Here is a 22,684-nt window from a genome sequence, read left to right on the forward strand (position 1 = left end):
GCGGGGGCTGACCGGGGGCGGTGGCGACCGGGCTCAGCGGCCCGGCCGTAGTCAGCGCAGGCGCTCCGAGCCCTCCGGCTGCACCCACTCGTCGAGCTTCACGACGTCCTTGAGGAAACCGCGGACCCCCAGGAACTGGGAGAGGTGATCGCGGTGCTCCTCGCACGCCAGCCAGGTCTTGCGCCGCTCCGGCGTGTGCAGCGTCGGGTTGTTCCACGCCAGGACCCAGACGGCCGCGTCGCGGCAGCCCTTGGCGGAGCAGGTGGGGGTGTCGTCGGGGCCGGAGGGGACACCGGAAGCGTCGGAGGAAGTCACGACCCAACCCTAGAACGGAAAGGCGACGCCGAGCAGCCACGGGGGGAGCTGCCCGGCGTCGGTCCGTCGCTCCGACGGGGGATGCGGAGCGCGTGAGCAGTATGTCACGCAGGACCCGGTGCAGTGCACCGGAACTTCATGATTGATCTGAGCTTTTCTTGAGGTTTCCCGCGTCCAGCGCCGGCCGCACCGGAGCGGGGATGAAGTGGGAGGGCAGCGAGGGCGTCGACTCGCGCCCCGCGTTCGCGATGACCACGGCCACGTACGGCAACAGGGCTCCCGCCACGAGCGTCACGATGGCCACCGGGCGCTGCACGTTCCACAACAGCACGGTCGCGATGACCGACAGGGTCCTGATCCCCATCGAGATCACGTACCGGCGCTGGCGGCCCCGCACGTCCTCGTCGAGGCCCATCCGTGCACCGGTGATCCGGAACACCTCGGCCCCGTTCCGCTTCTGCCGCTTCGTCCGTTCCACGCTCCACCGCCTGATCGACTGATCGCCTGCCGGGCGCTCCCCGGCCCGGACCTCTCCACCGTACGCCGCCCCCGCATCCGCGAAGAGAGGGGGCACCCCATTGGGGGCCGCCCGAAATGCGCCGTACGCCGGTCGGGCCGAGACTGGGCCCACGTGCGCACAACGCGCCAGGAGGAGGCTCGACATGTCTTGGTTGTGGGCGATCATCGTCGGTTTCGTGCTGGGGCTGATAGCCCGGGCCATCCTGCCGGGCAAGCAGCACCAGCCCCTCTGGCTGACCACCCTCTTCGGCATCGCCGGCGCGGTCCTCGGCAACGCCGTGGCCGTCTGGATCGGCGTCGGGGAGACCAAGGGCATCGACTGGACCCGGCACCTGCTGCAGCTCGCCGGAGCGGTCCTCGTGGTCGGGCTGGGCGAGATGCTCTACGTAGCGATCCGGGGCCGCAAGCGGCAGATGACGTGAGGCACTCCGGATCATGACGGAGGGGCCGGCCGGACCGTCAGGTCCATACCGGCCCCTCCGCCGTGTTCCGTACGCCGTCCTACGAGGCCTCAGGCCCCGGTGACCTCGACGGCCGCCAGGTTCTTCTTGCCCCGGCGCAGCACCAGCCAGCGCCCGTGCAGCAGGTCCTCCTTGGCGGGGACCGCGTCCTCGGCGGCGACCTTCGCGTTGTTCACGTAGGCCCCGCCCTCCTTCACGGTCCGGCGGGCGGCCGACTTGCTCGCGACCAGGCCGGTCTCCGCGAGCAGGTCCACGACCAGGCCCAGCTCCGCGACCCGGGCGTGCGGCAGCTCGGACAGGGCCGCGGCCAGCGTGGCCTCGTCCAGGTCCGCCAGCTCGCCCTGACCGAACAGCGCCTTCGACGCGGCGATCACGGCGGCGCACTGGCCGGCGCCGTGCACGAGCGTGGTCAGCTCCTCCGCCAGCGCCCGCTGGGCGGCACGCGCCTGCGGCCGCTCGGCGGTCTGCGCCTCCAGCTCCTCCAGCTCCGCACGGGACTTGAAGGACAGGATCCGCATGTAGGTGGAGATGTCCCGGTCGTCCACGTTCAGCCAGAACTGGTAGAACGCGTACGGCGTGGTCATCTCCGGGTCGAGCCAGACGGCCCCGCTCTCGGACTTGCCGAACTTGGTGCCGTCCGCCTTGACCATCAGCGGGGTCGCCAGCGCGTGCACGACCGCGCCCGGCTCGACCCGGTGGATCAGGTCGAGCCCGGCCGTCAGGTTGCCCCACTGGTCGGAGCCGCCCTGCTGGAGCACGCAGCCGTAGCGCCGGTACAGCTCCAGGAAGTCCATCCCCTGGAGCAGCTGGTAGCTGAACTCGGTGTAGCTGATGCCCTGGTCGGAGTCGAGCCGCTTGGCGACCGAGTCCTTCGTCAGCATCTTGTTGACCCGGAAGTGCTTGCCGATGTCCCGCAGGAACTCGATGGCGGACATGCCCGCCGTCCAGTCCAGGTTGTTCACCATGAGCGCCGCGTTCTCGCCCTCGAAGGACAGGAACGGCTCGATCTGGGTGCGCAGTCGGGTCACCCAGTTCGCGATGGTCTCCGGGTCGTTCAGGGTGCGCTCGGCCGTCGGCCGCGGGTCGCCGATCTGCCCGGTGGCCCCGCCGACCAGCGCCAGCGGCCGGTTCCCGGCCAGCTGGAGCCGGCGCACGGTGAGCACCTGAACCAGGTGCCCCACGTGCAGCGAGGCGGCCGTCGGGTCGAAGCCGCAATAGAACGTGACGGGACCGTCCGCGAAGGCCTTGCGCAGCGCTTCTTCATCGGTGGACTGGGCGAACAGCCCACGCCACTTCAGTTCGTCGACGATGTCCGTCACGGTCGCTCGACTCCTTCGGATGATGGAAATTGCAACACTTCGTTGCAACGGTCAGTCTAGGCCGGTCAGACGCCCTTGCTGACCGAACTCATGTTGAAATCCGGGATGCGCAGCGCGGGCATCGCGGCCCGGGTGAACCAGTCGCTCCACTCGCGCGGCAGCGTCTTCTCGGTCCGGCCGGCCTCCGAGGCCCGCGACAGCAGGTCCACGGGGGACTCGTTGAAGCGGAAGTTGTTGACCTCGCCGACGACCTGCCCGTTCTCCACCAGGTAGACGCCGTCCCGGGTCAGCCCCGTGAGCAGCAGCGTGGCCGGGTCCACCTCGCGGATGTACCAGAGGCAGGTCAGCAGCAGACCCCGCTCGGTCCCCGCCACCATCTCCTCCAGGGACTTCTCGCCGCCCCCGTCGAGGATCAGGTTCCCGAAGCCGGGGGAGAGCTGCATGCCGGTCAGGCCGGCGGTGTGCCGCGTCGTGGTCAGCCGGGCCAGCTCCCCGTCGCGGATCCACTCCGTCGCCGGGACCGGCAGGCCGTTGTCGAAGACCGAGGCGTCGTCGCCGGAGCTGTGCGCGATCACGAACGGCGCGGTCTCCAGGCCGGGCGCGTTCGGGTCGCTGCGCAGCGTCAGCGGCAGCTCGGACAGCTTCTCGCCGAGCCGGGTGCCGCCGCCGGGCTTGGAGAAGACCGTACGGCCCTCCACCGCGTCCCGGGCCGCCGCCGACCACATCTGGTAGATCAGCAGGTCCGCCACGGCCGTCGGCGGCAGGAGGGTCTCGTACCGCCCGGCGGGCAGGTCGATCTTCCGCTCCGCCCAGCCCAGGCGCACGGCGAGCTCGGCGTCCAGCACGGTCGGGTCCACGTCCTTGAAGTCCCGGGTGGACCGGCCGGCCCAGGCCGAGCGCTGCCGGTCCGGGGACTTCGCGTTGAGCTCCAGCGTGCCGTTGGGCTGGTCGTGGCGCAGCCGCAGCCCGGTGGACGTGCCGACGTATGTGGAGACCAGCTCGTGGTTGGCGAATCCGTACAGCTCCCGGCCGCCGGCCCGGGCCCGGGCGAAGGCCTCGCCGAGGGCCGGCGCGAAGTCGGCGAACACCGCCGAGGTGGTCTCGGCGGGGGCGTCGGTGAAGTCCGGCGAGGCCGGGGTCCCGGTGACCAGCGGCTGGGCGTCCTCCGCCGGGCCCGCCCCGCGCGCGGCCGCCTCGGCGGCGCGCACCAGCGGCTCCAGGTCGGCCGCGGTCACGGCGGAGCGCGAGACGACCCCCGAGGCCGTGCCCTCCTTGCCGTCGACCGTGGCGATGACCGTCAGGGTCCGGCCCCGGGTGACGCCGTTGGTGGTGAGCGCGTTGCCCGCCCAGCGCAGGTTGGCGCTCGACTCCTCGTCGGCGATGACGACGCAGCCGTCGGCGGTGGACAGCTCCAGCGCCCGCTCGACGATCTCGTGGGGCTTGGTGCGTCCGTTCGAAAGCGTGCTCATCGGCCGGCCTCCTGCGTGGTGTTCAAGATGTTCACGTCGCGGAACAGCGCGGACGGGCAGCCGTGCGAGACCGCCGCGACCTGGCCCGGCTGGGCCTTGCCGCAGTTGAAGGCGCCGCCCAGGACGTAGGTCTGGGGGCCGCCGACCTTCTCCATCGAGCCCCAGAAATCGGTCGTGGTGGCCTGGTACGCGACGTCGCGCAGCTGTCCGGCCAGCCGGCCGTTCTCGATCCGGAAGAACCGCTGCCCGGTGAACTGGAAGTTGTAGCGCTGCATGTCGATCGACCAGGACCGGTCGCCGACCACGTAGATGCCGCGCTCCACCCCGCCGATCAGGTCCTCGGTCGAGAGCCCGCCCGGATCCGGCTGCAGCGAGACGTTCGCCATCCGCTGGACGGGCACGTGCCCGGGGGAGTCGGCGTAGGCGCAGCCGTTGGAGCGGCCCAGGCCCGTCAGCTTCGCGATCCGCCGGTCCAGCTGGTAGCCGACCAGGGTGCCGTCCTTGACCAGGTCCCAGGACTGCGCCTGGACGCCCTCGTCGTCGTACCCGATGGTCGCCAGACCGTGCTCGGCCGTGCGGTCACCGGTCACGTTCATGATCGAGGAGCCGTACGTCAGCTTGTTCAGCTGGTCGAAGGTGGCGAAGGAGGTCCCCGCGTACGCCGCCTCGTAACCCAGTGCCCGGTCCAGCTCGGTGGCGTGGCCGATGGACTCGTGGATGGTGAGCCACAGGTTGGAGGGGTCCACCACCAGGTCGTAGCGCCCGGCCTCGACGCTCGGCGCCCGCATCTTCTCGGCGAGCAGGCCGGGGATCTGCTCCAGCTCGGAGTTCCAGTCCCAGCCGGTGCCGGTCAGGTACTCCCAGCCGCGGCCGGCGGGCGGGGCGATCGTGCGCATGGAGTCGAACTCGCCGGTCGTGCCGTTCACGGCGACGGCGGTGAGCTGCGGGTGGATCCGCACCCGCTGCTGCGTGGTCGAGGTGCCCGCGGTGTCGGCGTAGAACTTGTTCTCGTGCACGGCGAGCAGCGAGGCGTCCACGTGCGCCACGCCGTCGGCCGCCAGCAGGCGCGCGCTCCAGTCGGCGAGCAGCGCCGCCTTCTCCGCGTCCGGGACCTCGAACGGGTTCACGTCGTAGGCGGAGATCCAGGTGCGGTCCGCGTGCACCGGCTCGTCGGCGAGCTCCACGCGCTCGTCCGAACCGGCGGCCTTGATCACCTGGGCGGACAGCTTCGCCATGGCCACGGCCTGCGAGGCCACCTTGGCGGCGGCGTCCATGGTCAGGTCCACACCGGAGGCGAATCCCCAGCTGCCCCCGTGCACCACCCGGACCGCGAATCCGAGGTCGGTGGTGTCGGACCCGCCGGCGGGCTTGGCGTCGCGCAGGCGCCAGGAGGCACTGCGGATCCGCTCCAGCCGGAAGTCGGCATGCTCGGCGCCCAGCGCGCGGGCCCGGGCGAGCGCCGCGTCGGCGAGCGCCCGCAAGGGAAGCGCGGTGAAGGCCGCGTCGATGGAATGGGGCACGGAAGTCCTCCCGGGGTCGGGGCCGGTCGCCCCGATCATGTCGCGATCGGGGCCCTCGTGCCTACATCTTTCTGTAGGGACTCGACAGAGCCCGCCGCGAGGCCCTGTCGGGGGTCGATTCTCCGTACGAGCGATGCGACCTATAGGTTTTTGGTATTCAGACCGCTAGCGAAAGGGTGATCCGTTGAGCCGCTCGGTTCTCGTCACCGGAGGAAACCGGGGCATCGGCCTCGCCATCGCCCGAGCCTTCGCGGAGGCCGGCGACAAGGTCGCGATCACGTTCCGGTCGGGTGAGCCGCCGGAGGCGCTCACCTCGCTCGGTGTCCTGGCGGTGCGGTGCGACATCACCGACTCCGAGCAGGTGGAGCAGGCCTACAAGCAGATCGAGGACGCGCACGGCGCGGTCGAGGTGCTGGTGGCCAATGCCGGCATCACCAAGGACACACTGCTGATGCGGATGTCCGAGGAGGACTTCGCGTCCGTCGTCGACACCAACCTCACCGGCACGTTCCGGGTGGTCAAGCGCGCGAACCGTGGCATGCTCCGTGCCAAGAAGGGCCGCGTCGTCCTGATCTCCTCGGTCGTCGGACTGCTCGGCTCGGCCGGCCAGGCCAACTACGCCGCTTCGAAGGCCGCGCTGGTCGGCTTCGCCCGCTCGCTCGCCCGTGAGCTGGGTTCCCGCAACATCACCTTCAACGTCGTCGCCCCCGGTTTCGTGGACACCGACATGACGAAGGTGCTCACCGACGAGCAGCGCGCGGGCATCGTGGGCCAGGTGCCGCTCGGCCGGTACGCGCAGCCCGAGGAGATCGCGGCAGCCGTCCGCTTCCTGGCGTCCGACGACGCCGCGTACATCACCGGAGCCGTCATTCCCGTTGACGGCGGATTGGGCATGGGTCACTGATCACCATGAGCGGAATTCTCGAGGGCAAGCGCGTCCTCATCACGGGTGTGCTGATGGAGTCCTCCATCGCCTTCCACACGGCCCGGCTGGCCCAGGAGCAGGGCGCCGAGGTCATCCTCACCGCCTGGCCGCGCCCGTCGCTGACCGAGCGCATCGCGAAGAAGCTGCCCAAGCCGGTCAAGGTGATCGAGCTCGACGTCACCAACGACGAGCACCTGGCCCGCCTCGAGGGCCTCGTCCGCGACGAGCTCGGCGGCCTCGACGGCGTCGTCCACTCGATCGGCTTCGCGCCGCAGGACGCCCTCGGCGGCAACTTCCTGAACACCCCGTTCGAGTCGGTCGCCACCGCCATGCACGTCTCGGCGTTCTCGCTGAAGTCGCTGGCCATGGCCTGCAAGCCGCTGTTCCCGGCGGAGGGCGCGGCCATCGTCGGCCTTACCTTCGACGCGCAGTTCGCGTGGCCGCAGTACGACTGGATGGGCCCGGCCAAGGCCGCCCTGGAGGCCACCAGCCGTTACCTCGCCCGCGACCTGGGCAAGGAGAACATCCGCTGCAACCTGGTCTCGGCCGGTCCGATCGGCTCGATGGCCGCGAAGTCCATCCCGGGCTTCGGCGAGCTGGCCGAGGTCTGGAACTCCCGCTCCATGCTGGACTGGGACATGAGCGACCCGGAGCCGACGGGCAAGGGCGTCGTGGCCCTGCTGTCCGACTGGTTCCCGAAGACCACCGGTGAGATCGTCCACGTGGACGGCGGCCTGCACGCGATGGGTGCCTGACCTCCGGTCAGGGCTCCGGCGTCCGTACGGCGGCGGCCGCGCTTCCCTCCGGGGAGGCGCGGCCGCCGCCGTTTCACGTGGCCCGCGGCCGCCGATCGCTCGTATGTTCACCGGCCGACCGGATCTTCCCGAGTCGAAAACCAGGACAGATGCCTGCAGACTGGCCAGGTCGGGATCTTCCCGGCTCCTGCGGGGAGGAGGGTAGGAGTGCGCGCGAGGTCGAGCCGAACCGTATCGATGCTGGTCACCTCGGTGATCCTGACCGGACTCCTGGTCCCCGGAGCGGCCGCGCAGCCCGTGGGAGACGAATCGGCGCCCGGCCCCGAAGCGGTGGCCCCGGCCGTCGTGGAGCTCGACGAGATCCCCGCCGAACCCCCCGTCCAGCCCTCGCGCCCCGCCTCGCGGGAACTCTTCGGAGCCGACTGCGACACCACGATCGACGGCTCGCAGGTGACGGCGAACTGCCACAACGCCTACCCGGAGACCGACCTGCTGCGGCTGCACGTCGAATGCGACCGCTGGTGGGACGTGGACGGCGACGGCGCCGCCGTGGCCGTCGGACCGGCCGGCCGGGTGGAGCTCACCGGCCGCTGCTGGAAGGAGGTCCGCTCGGCCTGGGTCAGCCACCAGCGGGCGTGAGCGGATCCCCGGACTTGTCCTTTCCGACCGTGCTCTCGTCGTCGGCGCTCTCGCCGTCCGTGCTCTAGCCGTCCGTGTTCTTGCCGAGGCAGGCGAAGGGATAGCCCGCCGCCTCCGAGGCCGCCGCGTCCCCGTCCCCGCGCCGGATGGCCTCGATCAGCCGCGCGTGGTCCAGATGGGCCGACGGATGCAGCTCGGTGCCCACGTCCGCCCGCAGCCAGTCGGCCACCAGGTCGCCGAGGTCCGCGTACAGCCCGACCAGCACCTCGTTGTGCGAGGCCGTCACCACCGCCATGTGCAGGCTCACATCAGCGGCCACGAAGACCTCCGCGTCCCCGCCCGCCCAGGCCTCCTCGCGGCGCGCCAGCAGCGCGTCCAGCTGTACGAGGTCCCGCTCGGTGCGCCGCTCCGCCGCCAGCCGGGCCGCCGAGGACTCCAGCGTCGAACGCAGCTCGGCGATGTGCCGCGGCTCGGCACCGGCGAACCGGCGGTGCATGACGCCGGCCAGCTCGCTGGTGGCGATCACGTACGTGCCCGAGCCCTGCCGGATGTCCAGGAGGCCGTTGTGCGCCAGCGCCCGCACGGCCTCGCGCACCGTGTTGCGGGCGACGCCGAGCAGCTCGACGAGCTCCGGCTCGGTCGGGATGCGGGCGCCGACCGGCCACTCGCCGGAGGTGATCTGGTTCCGCAGCTGGGCGATCACCTGATCGACGAGTGCGGAGCGCCGTGGCGACGTCAGCGGCATGGGTTCCTCTCAAGAGCGACTGGACAACCAATCATCCCATGATTCTATGATGGCTGGATGTCCGACGAAGAAATCCAGACGCTCGACCGGCCCGCCGGGAGCCACCAGCCCCCGCGGCAGGCCGCCCGCGAGGAGGCCGCGGGCCGCACCGCGGCCGCCGCCACCCCGCACGCGACGGCGCAGCCGACCTGGCTCGGCCCGGTGCTCATCGTCGGAATCGTGCTGGCCGCCCTCAACCTGCGGCCCGCCATCACCAGCCTCGGCGCCCTCTTCGAGGAGACCCGCACGGGTCTCGGCATGAGCGGCACCGTCGCCGGACTGATCACCTCCGTCCCGGCCCTCTGCTTCGCCGTCTTCGGCGTCACCGCGCCCCGGCTCTCCCGCCGCTTCGGTCCGGCCGCCGTCGTCTGCGCCGGCATGGCCGCCGTCGCCGCCGGCCTGCTGATCCGCCCCTTCACGAGCGGAGCCGCGGGCTTCCTGGCCGCCAGTGCCCTGTCCCTGGCCGGCATAGCCCTCACCAACGTCCTGCTCCCGGTGATCGTCAAGCGCTACTTCCCGGACCGGGTCGGCACCATGACCGGCCTGTACTCCATGGCCCTGGCCGCGGGCACCTCGCTCGCCGCCGCCGCGACCGTCCCGCTGACCGGCGCCCTCGGCGGCAGCTGGCGCGCCGGCCTGCTGATCTGGGCCGTGCTCGCCCTGGTCGCCGTACTGCCCTGGGTGCCCGTCGCCCGCGCCTCCCGGCGCGCCGAGCGGGCCGCGACCGCGGCCGCCGCCTCCGGCGCGGGTACCGCCGTACGGGCCGACGCGGGCCCGCGGGTCGTCCGCAGCCGCACCGCCTGGGCCCTCGCCTGCTACTTCGGCCTCCAAGCCACGGGCGCGTACATCACCATGGGCTGGCTCCCGCAGATCTTCCGCGACGCCGGGGTCTCCGCCTCCACCGCCGGTGTGCTGCTCGCCGTCACCATGGTCATGGGCGTCCCGCTCGCCTTCGTCATCCCGGGCCTCGCCGCCCGGATGAAGAACCAGGGCGCCATCGCCGCCGTACTCGGCGTCTTCGGCCTCACCGGCTACCTCGGGCTCTACTTCGCCCCCGCCGCCGGAGCCTGGGCCTGGGCGCTCCTGCTCGGCATCTCCAACTGCGCGTTCCCCCTCGTCATCACCCTCATCGGGCTGCGCGCGAAGTCCCCCGCCGGCGTGGTCAAGCTCTCCGCCTTCGCCCAGAGCACCGGCTACCTCATCTCCATCCCGGGCCCCCTCCTCATCGGCGCCCTCTACCAGCACAGCGGCGGCTGGGACCTGCCGCTCGCCCTGATGGCGGGCCTGCTCGTCCCGCAGATCGCGCTGGGAATCCTGGCGGGCCGGGACCGCACGATCGAGGACGAATGCGGCATGCGAGACTGACCGGCATGTCGCCCGTACTTGAACCGAACCCGCAGGACGGCCGCAAGAAGCTCGGCCTCGTGCTCGGCGCGATCCTCGGCATCACCGTGATCATCTCGGTGATCGCCACGATCGCCTCGCCCTGAGGACGCCTCCCCCCGAGGACGCCTCCCCCCGAGGACGCCTCCCCCTGAGGGTGGGGACAACCCCACCACCCCTAGGGGGTCAGGCTCAGGGTGAAGTGGGGTGTGCCCCGGATGGGAACGGCCGCACCGGATCCATAGATTCGTGAACAGCGAGCCAGTCCCGTCCGCACACCCACGGAGGCGGCCATGTCGGCCCCCACGCACACCCGGTCCCTCCCGTCCGTCACCGCTCCCCGGGCCCGCGCCACCGCCGGCGCGAGCGCCCGGCTGCACTGGTGGGCGCTGGCCCTTCCCGCCCTCGCCTTCGGCCTCCTGCTGATGCTCCTCGCCGGCTCCGGCGAGGCCCACGCGGCCACCGGCGAGGCCTCGTCCCTGGTCCAGGTCGCGGAGCAGCTCCTGCGCGCCGTCGGCTGACCTCCCGAGCGCCCCTCACCTCCGGGGGTGAGCCCCCCCAACACCCTGCGCCCCGTGGCTCCTTTCATGCGAAGCTGGGAGTCATGAGCGCCGACACACCCCGCAGGATCGCCCTCCTCCGGCACGCCAAGGCCGACTGGCCCGAGGTGTCCGACCACGACCGCCCGCTGGCGGAACGAGGCCGCAAGGACGCGCCGGCCGTCGGTCTGAAGCTCGCCGAGACCGGCATCGTCTTCGACCTGGCCCTCTGCTCCACCGCGGCCCGCACCCGAGAGACCTGGAAGCTCGCCGTCCAGGAGATGCCGCACCGGCCCAAGACCCACTACGAGGAGAGGCTCTACGACGCCTCGCTGGGCGAGCTCATCGCCCTGCTGAACGAGACGCCCGACGAGGTCTCCGACCTCCTCGTCATCGGCCACAACCCCGGCATGCACGCCCTCGCCGACGCCCTCTCCGGGCGCGCGGAGGGAGACACCCTCGCGAGGATGACCCGTACGGGATTCCCGACCGCGGCCCTCGCCGTCGTCTCCTTCGCCGGATCGTGGAAGTCCGTGGAGCACGGGGTGGGCACCCTGCTCGACTACTGGACCCCCAAGGGACACTGACCGGCCCGACCGGCCGCGTACGCGCGAACGGGCCCCGGCAGCCGCACCGGCCGCCGGGGCCCGTTCGCATCCCGTTCGTGTCCCGAAGGTCAGGCCAGATCGGCGGCCTCGATCTCCTCACGGGTGATCCCGAGCAGGTACAGCACCGCGTCCAGGAAGGGCACGTTCACCGCCGTGTGCGCGGCCTCGCGGACCACCGGCTTGGCGTTGAAGGCCACGCCCAGCCCGGCCGCGTTCAGCATGTCCAGGTCGTTGGCCCCGTCACCGATCGCCACCGTCTGCGACAGCGGTACGTCGGCCTCGGCGGCGAAGCGCCGCAGCAGCCGGGCCTTGCCCGCCCGGTCCACGATCTCGCCCGTGACCCGGCCCGTCAGCTTCCCGTCGACGATCTCCAGCGTGTTGGCGGAGGCGAAGTCCAGCCCCAGCCGCTCCCGCAGATCGTCCGTGACCTGGGTGAACCCGCCCGAGACCACGCCCACCTGGTAGCCGAGCCGCTTGAGCGTGCGGATCAGGGTCCGGGCCCCCGGGGTCAGCTGCACCTCGGTGCGGACCTTGTCCACGACGGAGGCGTCCAGGCCCGCCAGCAGCGCCACCCGGGCGTGCAGCGACTGCTCGAAGTCCAGTTCGCCGCGCATGGCCCGCTCGGTGACCTCGGCGACCTCGGCCTCGCACCCGGCGTGCGCGGCGAACAGCTCGATGACCTCGTCCTGGATCAGGGTCGAGTCCACGTCCATGACGACCAGGCGCTGGGCCCGGCGGTGAAGTCCGGCCGAGACCACGGCCACGTCCACGCCGATGTGCGCGGAGGCGGTGGCCAGCGCGGTGCGCAGCGGCTCGGTCTCGACACCGGAGACGGCGAACTCCACCGCCGTCACCGGGTACTTGGCGAGGCGGAAGATACGGTCGATGTTGCCGCCGGTCTCGGTGATCCGGGAGGCGATGGCGGCCGTGGACTCGGCGGTGAGCGGGTGCCCGAGCACGGTGACATGGGAGCGGCCGCTGCCGCGCGGCCGGTTGTCACCGGTGCCGGAGAGGATCTCGGCCTGCATCTTGAGGGACTCGGCCCAGCTGTGGACGGTGGCCCGCAGGTCGCCCTCGGCGCCGCCGGCGGGCTCGGTGACGAGGGCGCACAGAACGATGCGGCCACGGGTGACGACCTGCTCGATGTCGACGACATCGACGGAGTAGGCGGCGAGGGTGTCGAACAGCCCGGCGGTGATCCCGGGACGGTCCTTGCCGAAGATCTTGACGAGGAGGGTGGGGACGTCGGAGGTCTGCGATGCGCTCATGGTGCCCTCACCGTATCTTCCCCACCCCGGGCCCAGGACCCCCGTCCCACGTCTTGAACGGTCGCGCCGACCGAGCGAACGGCCCGCCGCGGCACCGCTACGGGGGCTCCGCCCCCCGCGCCTCAATCGCCGGCGGGGCTGAAACGGCCGGAGCTCCGCCCCGAACCCGTCGCCTCAAACGCCGGCGGGGCTGGATGGTGCGGAGGGGCTGGAAAATCCAGCCCCTCCGGCGTTTGAGGAGCGGGGTCTGGGGCGGAGCCCCAGGTCTTTCAGCCTCGCCGGCGTTTGAGGCGCGGGTCCGGGCGGAGCCCGGGGGAGGTGGAAGGGCGCGCAGGGGACGGCCCCGCCCACCTCATCGCGGAGGCTTCGGCCGGGGCGGTGGCGCTCCCGGCGGCGGAGGCGGGGTGAAGGGCTCCCGGCGGGGCGGCTTCGGCGGCCTGGGTGACCTGGGTGACCAGGGCGGGATGCCGGTCACGGTCACGTCCCAGGAGCCGTCCGCCTCCCCGCCCGGCCCGGGCTGCGGGCCTCGCGGGCCGTAGACGCCCCCGGGGTACGCGGCCGTCGGCGCCTGCGGGTCCGGCCACCCCTGGACGGGGCCCGGAAAGGCCGCGCGCCGCCGGGGCGCCAGGACCGCGCCCGCCGCCCCGGCCACCGCCCCCCACACCGCGCCCAGCAGGAGGGCCAGTGGAAGGGACCCCCGCAGCTCGACCCCGGCGTCCACCGCGTCCACCCCCAGCACCGCCAACGACGCGTCCGCCGACAGCCCCGTCAGCCACACCAGCCCCGCCAGAGCCACCGCCATCACCGCAGACAGCCGCGCCGCGCACCCGAGCACCCCGCGCCCCGGAGCGCGTACGGGTGTGCGTACGACGGTCCCTGCGGGCGTCCCTACGGGCGTCCGTACCGCTGCCAGCACGCCCGCGTAGAGCAGCAGCAGGGACACCCCCGCGACCAGCAGCCAGACCCGGCCGTCGTACTCCGCGAGGCGCGTCACCGTCACCGGCTCCCGCGCGGACACGGCCAGCAGGTCGTCCAGCGGACTGGGCAGCAGCCGGGCCGGCTCCCCCTCGGCCCGGCCGCGCACCGGGACGAACAGCCCCAGCAGCACACCCAGCCAGCTTCCGTTCGGCGCCCCCAGCAGCGCGGCCCCGATGACCCGCCGCGGATGGGCGTCGCCCAGCGCCGCCCACACCGCCGCGGCCAGCCCGGCCGCCACCGCCACCAGCAGCATCGCCACCACCGCCGAGGCGGCCGGGCGGATCCGGGCGAACGCGGCCGGCCCGCGCCGGGAGACCAGCAGAGCCACCGCCAGCACGGCGAGCGCCCACAGCCCCGCGCCCAGCAGCGTCGGCCCGGTCTCCACCGAGAACCCGATCCGGGTCCGCGTCTCGATCAGGTCCCCGATGCGGTCCGGGAGCAGCTCGCCGATGTCGCCGATCCCCGGGATCTCCACCTTCGCCGGGGTCTTCGGCAGCACCGTCCCGTCGAGGGTGACCACGTCGTGCCCGGCCCACGCCAGCCCGCCCGCCGTCGCGACGAACAGCGCCGTGAGCACGAGGACCCGGGCGGCCGTCTCACCGGGGCCCGCCCCGGCCCGCAGCGAGCGCACGAACACGCACCCCAGGACCAGCGCCCCGGCCAGCGCCACCCCCAAGGGCATGACGTCCAGGGAGGTTTCGGCACCCGCCCCGACGACTCCGAAGGCCGATACGTCACCCGAGGGCGTCACGGTGCCGCCGACCGCGAGGACCACCACGGCGGCCGTCATCGCCCCGAGCGACCCTCCCGCGGCGTCGGCGCCCAGCAGGTGCAGCCCCAGCCCGGCCACCCCCGCCATCACGATCAGGCTCCAGCCCACGGCGGCGACCGCGGACACGAGCACGTCTCCCCAACGAATGCGGCGCATGCGGTGAACCCCCGATGCCTACCGAGCGGTACGCGAGGGGACCTCCGGGCGAGAAGTCCCGTATCTCACTCTCCGGGTGACTTTCGACCCCGTCAACAGCCAGTCGTAGACGCCCCGGCAAGGCCCGGATTCCACATACGGCTGTGGGCCTGAAATAGTTCCCCCGGATGTTCGCCATCCCTAGACTCCCTGACGTCATGGGGGATTCTCGGGGGACTTAAGTGGGGCTGGAGTGCCGGAACTCGTACTGGAATCGAATGGAAGGACCTGGACGCTCGATCCGTCCAGGTCGTACTCGCTGGGGCGTGATCCTCAGGGAGACGTGGTGATCGACGACGCGCGGGTGTCGTGGCGGCATGCCACGATCGCCTGGAACGGCCAGAGTTGGGGCATCGAGGACCACGGCAGCACAAACGGCACCTACGTGCACGGGGCGCGGGTCCAGCAGACCCAGCTCGTGCCCGGCACGCCGGTCCACCTGGGCAACGCGACCGACGGCCCGCGGCTGAATCTGAGCGCGGCCGCCGCCGCGCCGCAGCCGGCCGTGGCCCAGCAGGCCCAGGCGTACGCCCAGCCACAGGCCCCGGCGTACCAGGCCCCGCAGCAGCAGCCCCAGCAGCAGGCCTGGGAACAGCAGCAGCAGGCCCCGTACCAACAGCAGCCGCAGGCGCACCTCCCGCACCAGCAGGGCGGCGGCGCGCCCCGTCCGGCGCAGGGCGGGGCGCCGGCCTACGGCGACCGCAGCCCGACGACGTTCCACCAGCTCTCGCTGGGCCACGTCATGCGGATCGGCCGTGCGCTGGAGAACGAGCTGGTGGTCTCCGACCTCCAGGTCTCCCGCCACCACGCCGAGTTCCGCTCGATGCCCGGCGGCCGCTTCGAGATCCACGACCTCGGCAGCCACAACGGCACCTACGTCAACGGCCAGCCGCTGGCCAAGTCCGGCACCGCGCTGCTCGGCCCGAACGACATCGTCGGCGTCGGCCACTCGACGTTCCGGATCGTCGGCGACCGCCTCGAGGAGTTCGTCGACACCGGCGAGGTCTCCTTCTCGGCCCGCCACCTCACGGTCACCGTCGACGGCGGCAAGCAGATCCTCAAGGACGTCACCTTCGGCGTCCCGGAGAAGTCTCTGATCGGCGTCATCGGCCCCTCCGGCTCCGGCAAGTCCACCCTGCTCAAGGCGCTGACCGGTTACCGGCCCGCCGACCAGGGTGACGTCCTCTACGACAACCGCAACCTGTACAAGCAGTTCGCGGAGCTCCGCCAGCGCATCGGCCTGGTCCCGCAGGACGACATCCTGCACAAGGAGCTGAAGGTCAGCACCGCGCTCAAGTACGCGGCCAAGCTCCGCTTCCCCGGCGACACCGCCGAGTCCGAGCGCGCCGCCCGCGTCGACGAGGTGCTGCGCGAGCTCAAGCTCGACATCCACAAGGACAAGAAGATCACCGCGCTCTCCGGTGGTCAGCGCAAGCGCGTGTCCGTGGCCCTGGAGCTGCTCACCAAGCCCTCGCTGATCTTCCTGGACGAGCCGACCTCCGGCCTCGACCCGGGCATGGACCGCGACGTCATGCAGCTGCTGCGCGGCCTCGCCGACGACGGCCGCACGGTCCTCGTCGTCACCCACTCGGTCGCCGAGCTGGCCATCTGCGACAAGCTGCTGGTCATGGCCCCGGGCGGTTCGGTCGCGTACTTCGGCCCGCCGGACGAGGCGCTGAACTTCTTCGGCTACACCACGTGGGCGGACGTCTTCTCGGCCTTCGAGAACTACCGCGACTACGACTGGGCCGGCCGCTGGAAGGGCTCGCAGCACTACCAGCTGTACGCCGCCGACATCGACGCGGTCGCCCCGCAGTCCGTCGCGATGCCGTCGCCGCAGCAGATGATGCCGCCCAAGCCGCAGGGCTGGGGCTCGCAGCTGTGGACGCTGATCCGCCGCTACGTCTCGGTGATCGCCTCCGACAAGGGCTTCATCGGCCTGATGCTGATCCTGCCCGCGGTCCTCGGCGTGGTCTCCACGGTCATCCCCGCGTCCTTCGGCCTCGCCCCGCCGAAGCCGCCGTCCCAGTTCAACGGCGACGCCGGCACGATCATGCTGATCCTCGCGGTCGGCATGTGCTTCTCGGGCGCCGCCAACTCGGTCCGTGAGCTGATCAAGGAACGCGTCATCTACGAGCGTGAGCGCGCGACCGGCCTGTCCCGGTCGGCGTACCTCATGTCGAAGGTGATCGTCCTCGGTGTGATCACGGCCATCCAGGGCGTGATCATCTGCGGGATCGGCTTCTTCCCGCGCGATCTGCCCACCGAGGGTCTGCTGATGCCGCCGGCCGTCGAGCTCTGCCTGTCGGTCATCGCGCTCGGCTTCACCTCGATGATGTTCGGCCTGGTGATCTCCTCGCTGGTGAAGACCGCCGAGAAGACCATGCCGCTGCTGGTCATGTTCGCGATCGTCCAGGTCGTCTTCACCGGCATCCTCTTCCAGGTCTACGACTCCCCGGGCCTGGAGCAGTTCGCCTGGCTGATGCCGTCCCGCTGGGCCGTCGCCGCCGCAGGCACCACCCTGAACCTCGGCAAGCTCATGCCGCCGTGGGACCGCGACAACCCGACCAACACCGACCCGCTCTGGGACGCCACGGTCGGCCAGTGGAGCCTGAACATCACCGTTCTGCTGCTCCTCGGCATCGCCTGCGGCTTCCTGGTGCAGCGCCTGCTGCGCCGCCACGAGCCCGAGGTCATGCGCGCGGGCAAGTAGCCAGCGGCAGGGCCCGTACGCAGAGCCCGTAGGCAGGGTTTGTACGCAGGGCCCGTACGCAGGACCTCACGCACGAAACGCCTCAGGGGCGGCACCCGGAAGTCCGGGTGCCGCCCCTGAGGCGCATGGGGGCTGGGGATACGCCAGTGGCCTAGTAGGCGCTGTTGACGTTGTCCATCGAGCCGTAGCGGTCGGCCGCGTAGTTGCAGGCGGCGACGATGTTGGCGACCGGGTCGTACTGGTCGAACTTGGTGCCCTTGACGTGGTACGCCTTGAAGGTCGGAAGGATGACCTGGAGCAGACCCTTGCTGGGGATACCGTTCTGGGCGTTGATGTCCCAGTTGTTGATCGCCATCGGGTTACCGCTGGACTCGCGCATGATGTTCTTGTGGATTCCGGCGTAGGTGCCCGGAATGCCCTCCTTCTTCATGATGAAGAGGGCTTCCTTGATCCAGCCGTCCAGGTTGTTCGCGAAGACGGGGGTGCGGGCGGCGGAGCGGCTCGCGGCCTCCTTCTGCGCGCGGGCCTTCTTCGCGGCGGCCTCGGCCTTGGCCTTCTCCGCGTCCTTGGCCTTCTTGTCGGCGACGACCTGCTGCGCGGAGAGGTGCTGCTGCACGGCCTGGGTCTGCGCGGCGTCGACGACCTTGGTCCAGGCGACGGGAGCGGCGTTGACCGTCCCGGCCTCGGCGGTGTCGGCCGGGACGAGGGAGAAGGCGAGCGCGGCGGCACTGAACGTGGCGACGCCGGCAATGGACAGCTTGTGTGCCTTCGTCAGACGACTGTGACCGGGAGTGCTGGAAGCAGACATGGCGGGGCAACCTCTTCGAATCGCGGGAGCCGCAGGAAAGCGCCACGAGGATTCGGGATCCGCCGCGGCGCTGTGCGACGAGGGCAATTCTTAGCGGTGGCAAAAAGCTGTGGCAAAGGTGTGACGTACGATCCCGCTTAGTGGATCAGGGCCGGGCGCCGAGGCCGGAATTCCGGCCTCGGCGCTAGGTGCGCCCGTGCTGACAGGACCTTTACCTGTCCACTAGGGAGCTTCGTAAGTGATGTGCGTCCTATGCGCGGGCTCACATCGGGCCCGTTGCGGTCTCACCGTGCGTTGCTGGCGCAATTCAATCCGTCACGATTGTCATCCTTGAGTAGCAGATGGACGTCTCCGAACTCGTGCCAAAGGCAGAGACGGGCCCGTGCCTCGGTATACCCGAGCCGTACGGCGGCCCGCCCCGCGACCGCCTCCAGCATCAGCAGGTGGGACGCCTCGGGCTCGTGCAGTCCGGTCAGCAGCCCGTCCACCGCCCGCACCCCGCGCTCCGGCGTCACCACCAGATCGGTCCACCCGCCGGCCGGGCGCACCACCCCGCGCGCGTCCGCGGCCGACTCCAGGGCCCGCACCGCCGTGGTCCCCACCGCGATCACCCGCCCCCCGCCGGCCCTCGCGGCGTTCACCAGACGCGCCGTGCTCGCCGGCACCTCGTACCGCTCCGGGTACGGCGGCTCGTGCGCCTCCTGTGAGGCCACCCCCGTGTGCAGGGTCAGCGGCGCGAACTGCACCCCCCGGCTCACCAGCCGCGCCACCAGCTCCGCCGTGAAGGGCCGCCCCGCACTCGGCATCTCCGCCGAGCCCGACCCGTCGGCGGCCGGCACCGCGAACACCGTCTGGTAGGCCGACAGCGGCTGGTCCCGCTCCGTGTACCCGTACCGGATCGGCCGCCCGTACGCCCGCAGCAGCGCCGGTACGTCGTCCCCCTCCCGTACGGGCCGCGCCCACCACAGCCGGTCCGCCCCCGCCGCCAGCGGCTCCTCCAGTACGAGGGCCCGCCCGCCCGGCAGCTCCACCACGGCCTCCGAGGGACCCCCGGCGCGGGGGCGCGTCGTCCCCCCGCCCGCCGGGGCGCGCAGCTCCACGGCCCAGCGGCCGTCGTCGCCCCGGGTCGAGAAGTGCACCACCAGCGCCTCGCCGCCGAGCCGGGCGTCCACGGCGGCCGCCAGCGTCGTCGACGTGTTCACCACCAGTACGTCCCCGGCCCGCAGCAGCTCCGGCAGCTCCCGGAAGGCGCGCAGCGAGACTTCCCCGCCGCCCCCGGACACCAGCAGCCGCACAGCGTCCCGCCCGAGTCCCGGCCCCCGCTGCTCGGCCGGAACGCGGGCCAGCAGCTCCGGCGGAATGTCCGGTATGTACAGCCCCTCCTCCCGGAGCCGCCCCGCACTCACCGCCCACCCCCCACACCACCCACGACCCCCGCCCCCGCGACCGCGCCCGCCTCCGGGCCCGCCCCCGCCGTGGGTCCCGCCGACAGGCCGTCGGCCGTGTAGCGCCCGCTCGGCAGGCCCTCCGCCACCAGCCGCAGCAGCGCCGGAGCCACCTCCTCCGGCGTCGGCAGCCCCGCCAGGTCCTCCTCGGGCTCGGCCGCCGCCATCATCCGCGTCCGCATCGAGCCCGGATCCGCCCACCACACCCGCAGCTCCGGCTCCTCCACCGCCAGCACGCCCGACAGCAGATCCCCCGCCGCCTTGGTCGCCCCGTACGCACCCCACGTCGCGTACGCCACCACCGCCGCGTCCGAGCTGATGTTCAGCACCGCCCCGGCCTCCGCCGCCCGCAGCAGCGGCAGCCCCTCCTGGACCAGCCCCAGCGCCCCCACCACATTGACCTCGAACGCCTCGCGCAGCCCGTCCAGCGAATGCACCGCCAGCGGAACCAGCGGCTCCGCCCCCAGCGCCCCCGCGTTGTTCACCAGCAGGTCCAGCCCGCCCAGCCCCCGCGCCGCCGCCACCAGCGCCGCCCGGTGCGCCCCCGAGGACACGTCCCCGGCCACCGGCACCACCCGTACGCCCCCCGGCCGCTCCAGCGCGGCCGCCGCCTCCTCCAGCGCCGCCGCCCCCCGCGCACTCAGCACCAGGTCCCAGCCCCGCGCCGCCAGCTCCCCGGCCAGTGCCCGGCCGAGCCCCCTGGACGCCCCCGTCACGATCGCCACCGACATGACAGCTCCTCGCCCTCTTCCATCCCGATCAGCAGATGCCCCCAACCTAGGAAGGGCCCGCCCGGCGCCGCGTCGGCCGCGGGCCCCACCCGTACAGGTCCCTTGGACCTACGTCCATCGGGGGATGCCGCGGCCCGATCCCGCAGGTCACGGCCGCGGGTACGGTGAGGCCATGACCGCAAGCCCCCTACCGGGCGGACCCCGCAGCGGCCTGGCCGCGGTGAGCACCGCCCTGCTCGCCATGAGCCGCCGCCTGGAGGTCCGTGACGTCCTGCGCACGATCGTCGCGTCGGCCCGCGAGCTCCTGGACGCCGAGTACGCGGCCCTGGGCGTCCCGGACGACCACGGCGGCTTCGCCCAGTTCGTCGTGGACGGCATCAGCGCGGAGCAGTGGCGTCGCATCGGCCCGCTGCCCCGCCAGCACGGCATCCTCGCCGCGATGCTCCACGAGGACGGCCCCCAGCGGCTGGCCGACGTCCGCGAGGACCCGCGCTTCGAGGGCTGGCCCGCCGCCCACCCCGACATGTCCGACTTCCTCGGCATGCCCGTCCGGGACGGCGAGGAGACCCTCGCCGCGATCTTCCTCGCGAACAAGCGGAGCGCCCCGGGCGGCCCGCGCGGCTTCACCGACGAGGATCAGGAACTCCTCTCCCTCCTCGCCCAGCACGCGGCCATCGCCCTCACCAACGCCCGCCTCTACGAGCGCAGCCGCGAGTTCACCATCGCCGAGGAGCGCTCACGGCTCGCCCACGAGCTGCACGACGCCGTCAGCCAGAAGCTCTTCTCGCTCCGCCTCACCGCCCAGGCCGCCGCCGCCCTCGTCGACCGCGACCCGGCCCGCGCCAAGGACGAGCTCCAGCAGGTGGCCGCCCTGGCGGCGGAGGCCGCCGACGAACTGCGCGCCGCCGTGACCGAGCTCCGCCCCGCCGCACTGGACGAGGACGGACTGGTCGCCACCCTGCGCACGCACGTCCACGTACTCGACCGCGCCCACACCGCGCACGTCACCTTCACGTGCGACGGCGTACGGGCCCTCCCCGCGACCCAGGAGGAAGCGGTCCTCCGCGTTGCCCAGGAGGCCCTCCACAACGCCCTGCGCCACTCGGCCGGCGACCGCGTCGAGGTCTCCCTCACCCGGACGCCCGTCGGCGGCGCGGTCCTCAAGGTCGTCGACTCCGGCAAGGGCTTCGACCCCCGGTTCGTCCGCCGGGCGGGCCGTCACCTGGGCCTGGTCTCCATGCGGGACCGCGCGGACGGCGTCGGCGGCCGGCTCACCGTGCACTCGGAGCCCGGTCAGGGCACGACGATCGAGATGGAGGTACCCGGTGGCTGAGAGCCCCGGCCGCGGCGGCAGCCGCGTTCGCGTACTGCTGGTCGACGACCACCAGGTGGTCCGGCGCGGCCTGCGCACCTTCCTGGAGGTCCAGGAGGACATCGAGGTCGTCGGCGAGGCCTCCGACGGCGAGGAGGGCATCGCCCGCGCCGAGGAACTGCGGCCCGACGTGATCCTCATGGACATCAAGATGCCGGGCACCGACGGGATCGAGGCGCTGCGCAGGCTGCGCGAGCTGGCGAACCCGGCGCGGGTGCTGATCGTCACCAGCTTCACCGAGCAGCGGACCGTGGTCCCCGCCCTGCGGGCCGGCGCCGCGGGATACGTCTACAAGGACATCGACCCCGACGCCCTGGCCGGAGCCATCCGCTCCGTCCACGCGGGCCACGTGCTGCTCCAGCCGGAGGTGGCGGTGGCCCTGCTCTCCCAGGACGACCAGAGCCCCTCGGCGGGCCGGCCCGGCGCGCTGACCGAGCGCGAGCGCGAGGTGCTCGGCCTGATCGCGGACGGCCGCTCCAACCGCGAGATCGCCCGCGCGCTGGTGCTGTCCGAGAAGACGGTCAAGACCCACGTCTCGAACATCCTGATGAAGTTGGACCTTTCCGACCGGACTCAGGCCGCATTGTGGGCGGTCAGGCACGGATTCGCCGAATAAGCGACGTAAATCGGACCGACTCCTTCCGGACTGAGATTCATACGGTCGGGTGTATGTCGCCCACATGGCGTATCCCCACCGAGGGGGCCGCCGTTCTCCATGGCGTGCCGCGACGGCTGGTCGCGGCAGACGTACTGGAGGACGAGAACGTGAAGAACTTCAAGAAGGCCGCAGCCGTCACCATGATCGCGGGCGGCCTCGTCGCCGCCGGCGCGGGTGTCTCCTCGGCGCACGGCGGTGCGTCGGCGGAGGGCGCGGCCCTGAACTCGCCCGGCGTGGCCTCCGGGAACCTGCTCCAGGTCCCGGTCCACGTCCCCGTGAACGTGGTCGGCAACACGGTCAACGTGATCGGCCTGCTCAACGGCGCCTTCGGCAACACCGGAGTCAACGCCTGACGCGCCCCTCGCACACCACGGCCCCGCTTCCCCCCTCTCCCCGGGAAGCGGGGCCGCGGCACGTCTGCTCCTGACGCGCCCCTCGCACTGCTCGGCAGGGCACCCGCTCGGCCCGGCAAATCCGGCCCCTCCGGCGTTTGAGGAGCGTGGTTCGG

At 72.2% G+C, this 22,684-nt stretch carries 23 protein-coding genes; 12 read left to right on the top strand and 11 right to left on the bottom strand.

Features of this window, described 5'->3' with window-relative positions; genetic code table 11:
• Positions 1-51: 51 nt before the first annotated feature.
• Both RIU97_RS30670 and RIU97_RS30675 read right to left on the bottom strand, forming a co-directional pair.
• A complete protein-coding gene (locus RIU97_RS30670; protein WP_404960826.1) occupies positions 52-315 on the bottom strand; it encodes a hypothetical protein in 264 nt (87 codons plus the stop codon).
• Between the two features lie 136 nt (positions 316-451).
• Positions 452-730, bottom strand: coding sequence for a DUF3099 domain-containing protein (locus tag RIU97_RS30675; protein ID WP_361757390.1), 279 nt, complete (start codon positions 728-730; stop codon positions 452-454).
• Between the two features lie 247 nt (positions 731-977).
• On the opposite strand from RIU97_RS30675, the gene RIU97_RS30680 reads away from it, so the two are divergent.
• Positions 978-1,256, top strand: coding sequence for a GlsB/YeaQ/YmgE family stress response membrane protein (locus RIU97_RS30680; protein ID WP_404960827.1), 279 nt, complete (start codon positions 978-980; stop codon positions 1,254-1,256).
• Positions 1,257-1,345: 89 nt separating this feature from the next.
• On the opposite strand, the gene tyrS is transcribed toward RIU97_RS30680, so the two are convergent.
• The 3 genes from tyrS to RIU97_RS30695 form a co-directional block, all read right to left on the bottom strand.
• Positions 1,346-2,614: a tyrosine--tRNA ligase gene (tyrS, locus tag RIU97_RS30685; RefSeq protein ID WP_404960828.1), complete on the bottom strand. Its 1,269-nt coding sequence runs from the start codon at positions 2,612-2,614 to the stop codon at positions 1,346-1,348.
• A gap of 65 nt (positions 2,615-2,679) precedes the next feature.
• Entirely contained in the window at positions 2,680-4,083 is a 1,404-nt protein-coding gene (locus RIU97_RS30690; RefSeq protein ID WP_361757308.1) for a metallopeptidase TldD-related protein, read from the bottom strand.
• Positions 4,080-5,603: a TldD/PmbA family protein gene (locus RIU97_RS30695; protein ID WP_361757311.1), complete on the bottom strand. Its 1,524-nt coding sequence runs from the start codon at positions 5,601-5,603 to the stop codon at positions 4,080-4,082. The genes RIU97_RS30690 and RIU97_RS30695 overlap by 4 nt, the downstream gene beginning before the upstream one ends.
• 184 nt (positions 5,604-5,787) lie before the next feature.
• Between RIU97_RS30695 and fabG the strand changes: the two genes are divergently transcribed.
• From fabG to RIU97_RS30710, 3 genes are all read left to right on the top strand, one after another.
• On the top strand, positions 5,788-6,507 hold the full coding sequence (gene fabG / locus RIU97_RS30700; RefSeq protein WP_030717003.1) for a 3-oxoacyl-[acyl-carrier-protein] reductase: 720 nt from the start codon (positions 5,788-5,790) through the stop codon (positions 6,505-6,507).
• Between the two features lie 5 nt (positions 6,508-6,512).
• On the top strand, positions 6,513-7,283 hold the full coding sequence (gene fabI / locus RIU97_RS30705; RefSeq protein ID WP_404960829.1) for an enoyl-ACP reductase FabI: 771 nt from the start codon (positions 6,513-6,515) through the stop codon (positions 7,281-7,283).
• A 207-nt stretch (positions 7,284-7,490) separates the two neighbouring features.
• Complete coding sequence (locus RIU97_RS30710) at positions 7,491-7,922, top strand: hypothetical protein (protein ID WP_404960830.1); 432 nt, start codon at positions 7,491-7,493, stop codon at positions 7,920-7,922.
• A 64-nt stretch (positions 7,923-7,986) separates the two neighbouring features.
• On the opposite strand, the gene RIU97_RS30715 is transcribed toward RIU97_RS30710, so the two are convergent.
• A complete protein-coding gene (locus RIU97_RS30715) occupies positions 7,987-8,667 on the bottom strand; it encodes a FadR/GntR family transcriptional regulator (RefSeq protein WP_404960831.1) in 681 nt (226 codons plus the stop codon).
• A 57-nt stretch (positions 8,668-8,724) separates the two neighbouring features.
• Between RIU97_RS30715 and RIU97_RS30720 the strand changes: the two genes are divergently transcribed.
• The 4 genes from RIU97_RS30720 to RIU97_RS30735 all read left to right on the top strand — a co-directional run bounded on the left by RIU97_RS30720 (position 8,725) and on the right by RIU97_RS30735 (position 11,215).
• Positions 8,725-10,071: a CynX/NimT family MFS transporter gene (locus RIU97_RS30720; protein WP_404960832.1), complete on the top strand. Its 1,347-nt coding sequence runs from the start codon at positions 8,725-8,727 to the stop codon at positions 10,069-10,071.
• Positions 10,072-10,076: 5 nt separating this feature from the next.
• Positions 10,077-10,196 (top strand): SGM_5486 family transporter-associated protein, encoded by a 120-nt coding sequence (locus tag RIU97_RS30725; protein ID WP_267882100.1) that lies wholly within the window; start codon positions 10,077-10,079, stop codon positions 10,194-10,196.
• A gap of 186 nt (positions 10,197-10,382) precedes the next feature.
• Positions 10,383-10,610 carry a hypothetical protein gene (locus tag RIU97_RS30730; protein WP_401257896.1) on the top strand — a complete coding sequence of 76 codons (228 nt, stop codon included), beginning with the start codon at positions 10,383-10,385 and terminating at the stop codon, positions 10,608-10,610.
• Positions 10,611-10,693: 83 nt separating this feature from the next.
• Positions 10,694-11,215, top strand: a complete 522-nt coding sequence (locus tag RIU97_RS30735) for a SixA phosphatase family protein (protein WP_404960833.1) — start codon at positions 10,694-10,696, stop codon at positions 11,213-11,215.
• 89 nt (positions 11,216-11,304) lie between these two features.
• Here RIU97_RS30735 and serB read toward each other — a convergent pair whose 3' ends face one another.
• Together serB and RIU97_RS30745 are read right to left on the bottom strand one after the other, a co-directional pair.
• A complete protein-coding gene (gene serB, locus RIU97_RS30740; protein WP_404960834.1) occupies positions 11,305-12,504 on the bottom strand; it encodes a phosphoserine phosphatase SerB in 1,200 nt (399 codons plus the stop codon).
• Positions 12,505-12,856: 352 nt separating this feature from the next.
• A complete protein-coding gene (locus tag RIU97_RS30745; protein WP_404960835.1) occupies positions 12,857-14,410 on the bottom strand; it encodes a streptophobe family protein in 1,554 nt (517 codons plus the stop codon).
• A gap of 232 nt (positions 14,411-14,642) precedes the next feature.
• Here RIU97_RS30745 and RIU97_RS30750 point away from each other — a divergent pair, with 232 nt between their 5' ends.
• Positions 14,643-17,162 (top strand): FHA domain-containing protein, encoded by a 2,520-nt coding sequence (locus tag RIU97_RS30750; RefSeq protein WP_404960836.1) that lies wholly within the window; start codon positions 14,643-14,645, stop codon positions 17,160-17,162.
• Positions 17,163-17,313: 151 nt separating this feature from the next.
• Here the strand turns inward: RIU97_RS30750 and RIU97_RS30755 are convergent, their stop codons facing one another.
• From RIU97_RS30755 to RIU97_RS30765, 3 genes are all read right to left on the bottom strand, one after another.
• Complete coding sequence (locus tag RIU97_RS30755) at positions 17,314-17,970, bottom strand: transglycosylase SLT domain-containing protein (RefSeq protein ID WP_404960837.1); 657 nt, start codon at positions 17,968-17,970, stop codon at positions 17,314-17,316.
• A gap of 284 nt (positions 17,971-18,254) precedes the next feature.
• Positions 18,255-19,376, bottom strand: coding sequence for an S-adenosylmethionine:tRNA ribosyltransferase-isomerase (locus RIU97_RS30760; protein ID WP_404960838.1), 1,122 nt, complete (start codon positions 19,374-19,376; stop codon positions 18,255-18,257).
• Positions 19,373-20,146, bottom strand: coding sequence for an SDR family NAD(P)-dependent oxidoreductase (locus tag RIU97_RS30765; RefSeq protein ID WP_404960839.1), 774 nt, complete (start codon positions 20,144-20,146; stop codon positions 19,373-19,375). The genes RIU97_RS30760 and RIU97_RS30765 overlap by 4 nt, the downstream gene beginning before the upstream one ends.
• Positions 20,147-20,318: 172 nt before the next feature.
• On the opposite strand from RIU97_RS30765, the gene RIU97_RS30770 reads away from it, so the two are divergent.
• The 3 genes from RIU97_RS30770 (at position 20,319) to RIU97_RS30780 (ending at position 22,529) form a co-directional block, all read left to right on the top strand.
• A complete protein-coding gene (locus RIU97_RS30770) occupies positions 20,319-21,479 on the top strand; it encodes a GAF domain-containing sensor histidine kinase (RefSeq protein ID WP_404960840.1) in 1,161 nt (386 codons plus the stop codon).
• Complete coding sequence (locus tag RIU97_RS30775; protein WP_404960841.1) at positions 21,472-22,134, top strand: response regulator; 663 nt, start codon at positions 21,472-21,474, stop codon at positions 22,132-22,134. Before RIU97_RS30770 ends, RIU97_RS30775 begins: the two co-directional genes overlap by 8 nt.
• A 149-nt stretch (positions 22,135-22,283) precedes the next feature.
• Entirely contained in the window at positions 22,284-22,529 is a 246-nt protein-coding gene (locus tag RIU97_RS30780; protein WP_404963007.1) for a chaplin, read from the top strand.
• Positions 22,530-22,684: the final 155 nt, after the last annotated feature.

This window comes from Streptomyces sp. 147326, assembly GCF_045000215.1.
GTDB lineage: Bacteria > Actinomycetota > Actinomycetes > Streptomycetales > Streptomycetaceae > Streptomyces.

Bases quoted from the DNA above. Each gene is read 5' to 3' on its own strand.
- RIU97_RS30675 (WP_361757390.1), bottom strand. From the start codon at position 730: ATGGGCCTCGACGAGGACGTGCGGGGCCGCCAGCGCCGGTACGTGATC.
- RIU97_RS30680 (WP_404960827.1), top strand. From the start codon at position 978: ATGTCTTGGTTGTGGGCGATCATCGTCGGTTTCGTGCTGGGGCTGATA.
- RIU97_RS30690 (WP_361757308.1), bottom strand. From the start codon at position 4,083: ATGAGCACGCTTTCGAACGGACGCACCAAGCCCCACGAGATCGTCGAG.
- fabI (WP_404960829.1), top strand. From the start codon at position 6,513: ATGAGCGGAATTCTCGAGGGCAAGCGCGTCCTCATCACGGGTGTGCTG.
- RIU97_RS30715 (WP_404960831.1), bottom strand. From the start codon at position 8,667: ATGCCGCTGACGTCGCCACGGCGCTCCGCACTCGTCGATCAGGTGATC.
- RIU97_RS30720 (WP_404960832.1), top strand. From the start codon at position 8,725: ATGTCCGACGAAGAAATCCAGACGCTCGACCGGCCCGCCGGGAGCCAC.
- RIU97_RS30725 (WP_267882100.1), top strand. From the start codon at position 10,077: ATGTCGCCCGTACTTGAACCGAACCCGCAGGACGGCCGCAAGAAGCTC.
- RIU97_RS30730 (WP_401257896.1), top strand. From the start codon at position 10,383: ATGTCGGCCCCCACGCACACCCGGTCCCTCCCGTCCGTCACCGCTCCC.
- RIU97_RS30735 (WP_404960833.1), top strand. From the start codon at position 10,694: ATGAGCGCCGACACACCCCGCAGGATCGCCCTCCTCCGGCACGCCAAG.
- serB (WP_404960834.1), bottom strand. From the start codon at position 12,504: ATGAGCGCATCGCAGACCTCCGACGTCCCCACCCTCCTCGTCAAGATC.
- RIU97_RS30745 (WP_404960835.1), bottom strand. From the start codon at position 14,410: ATGCGCCGCATTCGTTGGGGAGACGTGCTCGTGTCCGCGGTCGCCGCC.
- RIU97_RS30755 (WP_404960837.1), bottom strand. From the start codon at position 17,970: ATGTCTGCTTCCAGCACTCCCGGTCACAGTCGTCTGACGAAGGCACAC.
- RIU97_RS30765 (WP_404960839.1), bottom strand. From the start codon at position 20,146: ATGTCGGTGGCGATCGTGACGGGGGCGTCCAGGGGGCTCGGCCGGGCA.
- RIU97_RS30770 (WP_404960840.1), top strand. From the start codon at position 20,319: ATGACCGCAAGCCCCCTACCGGGCGGACCCCGCAGCGGCCTGGCCGCG.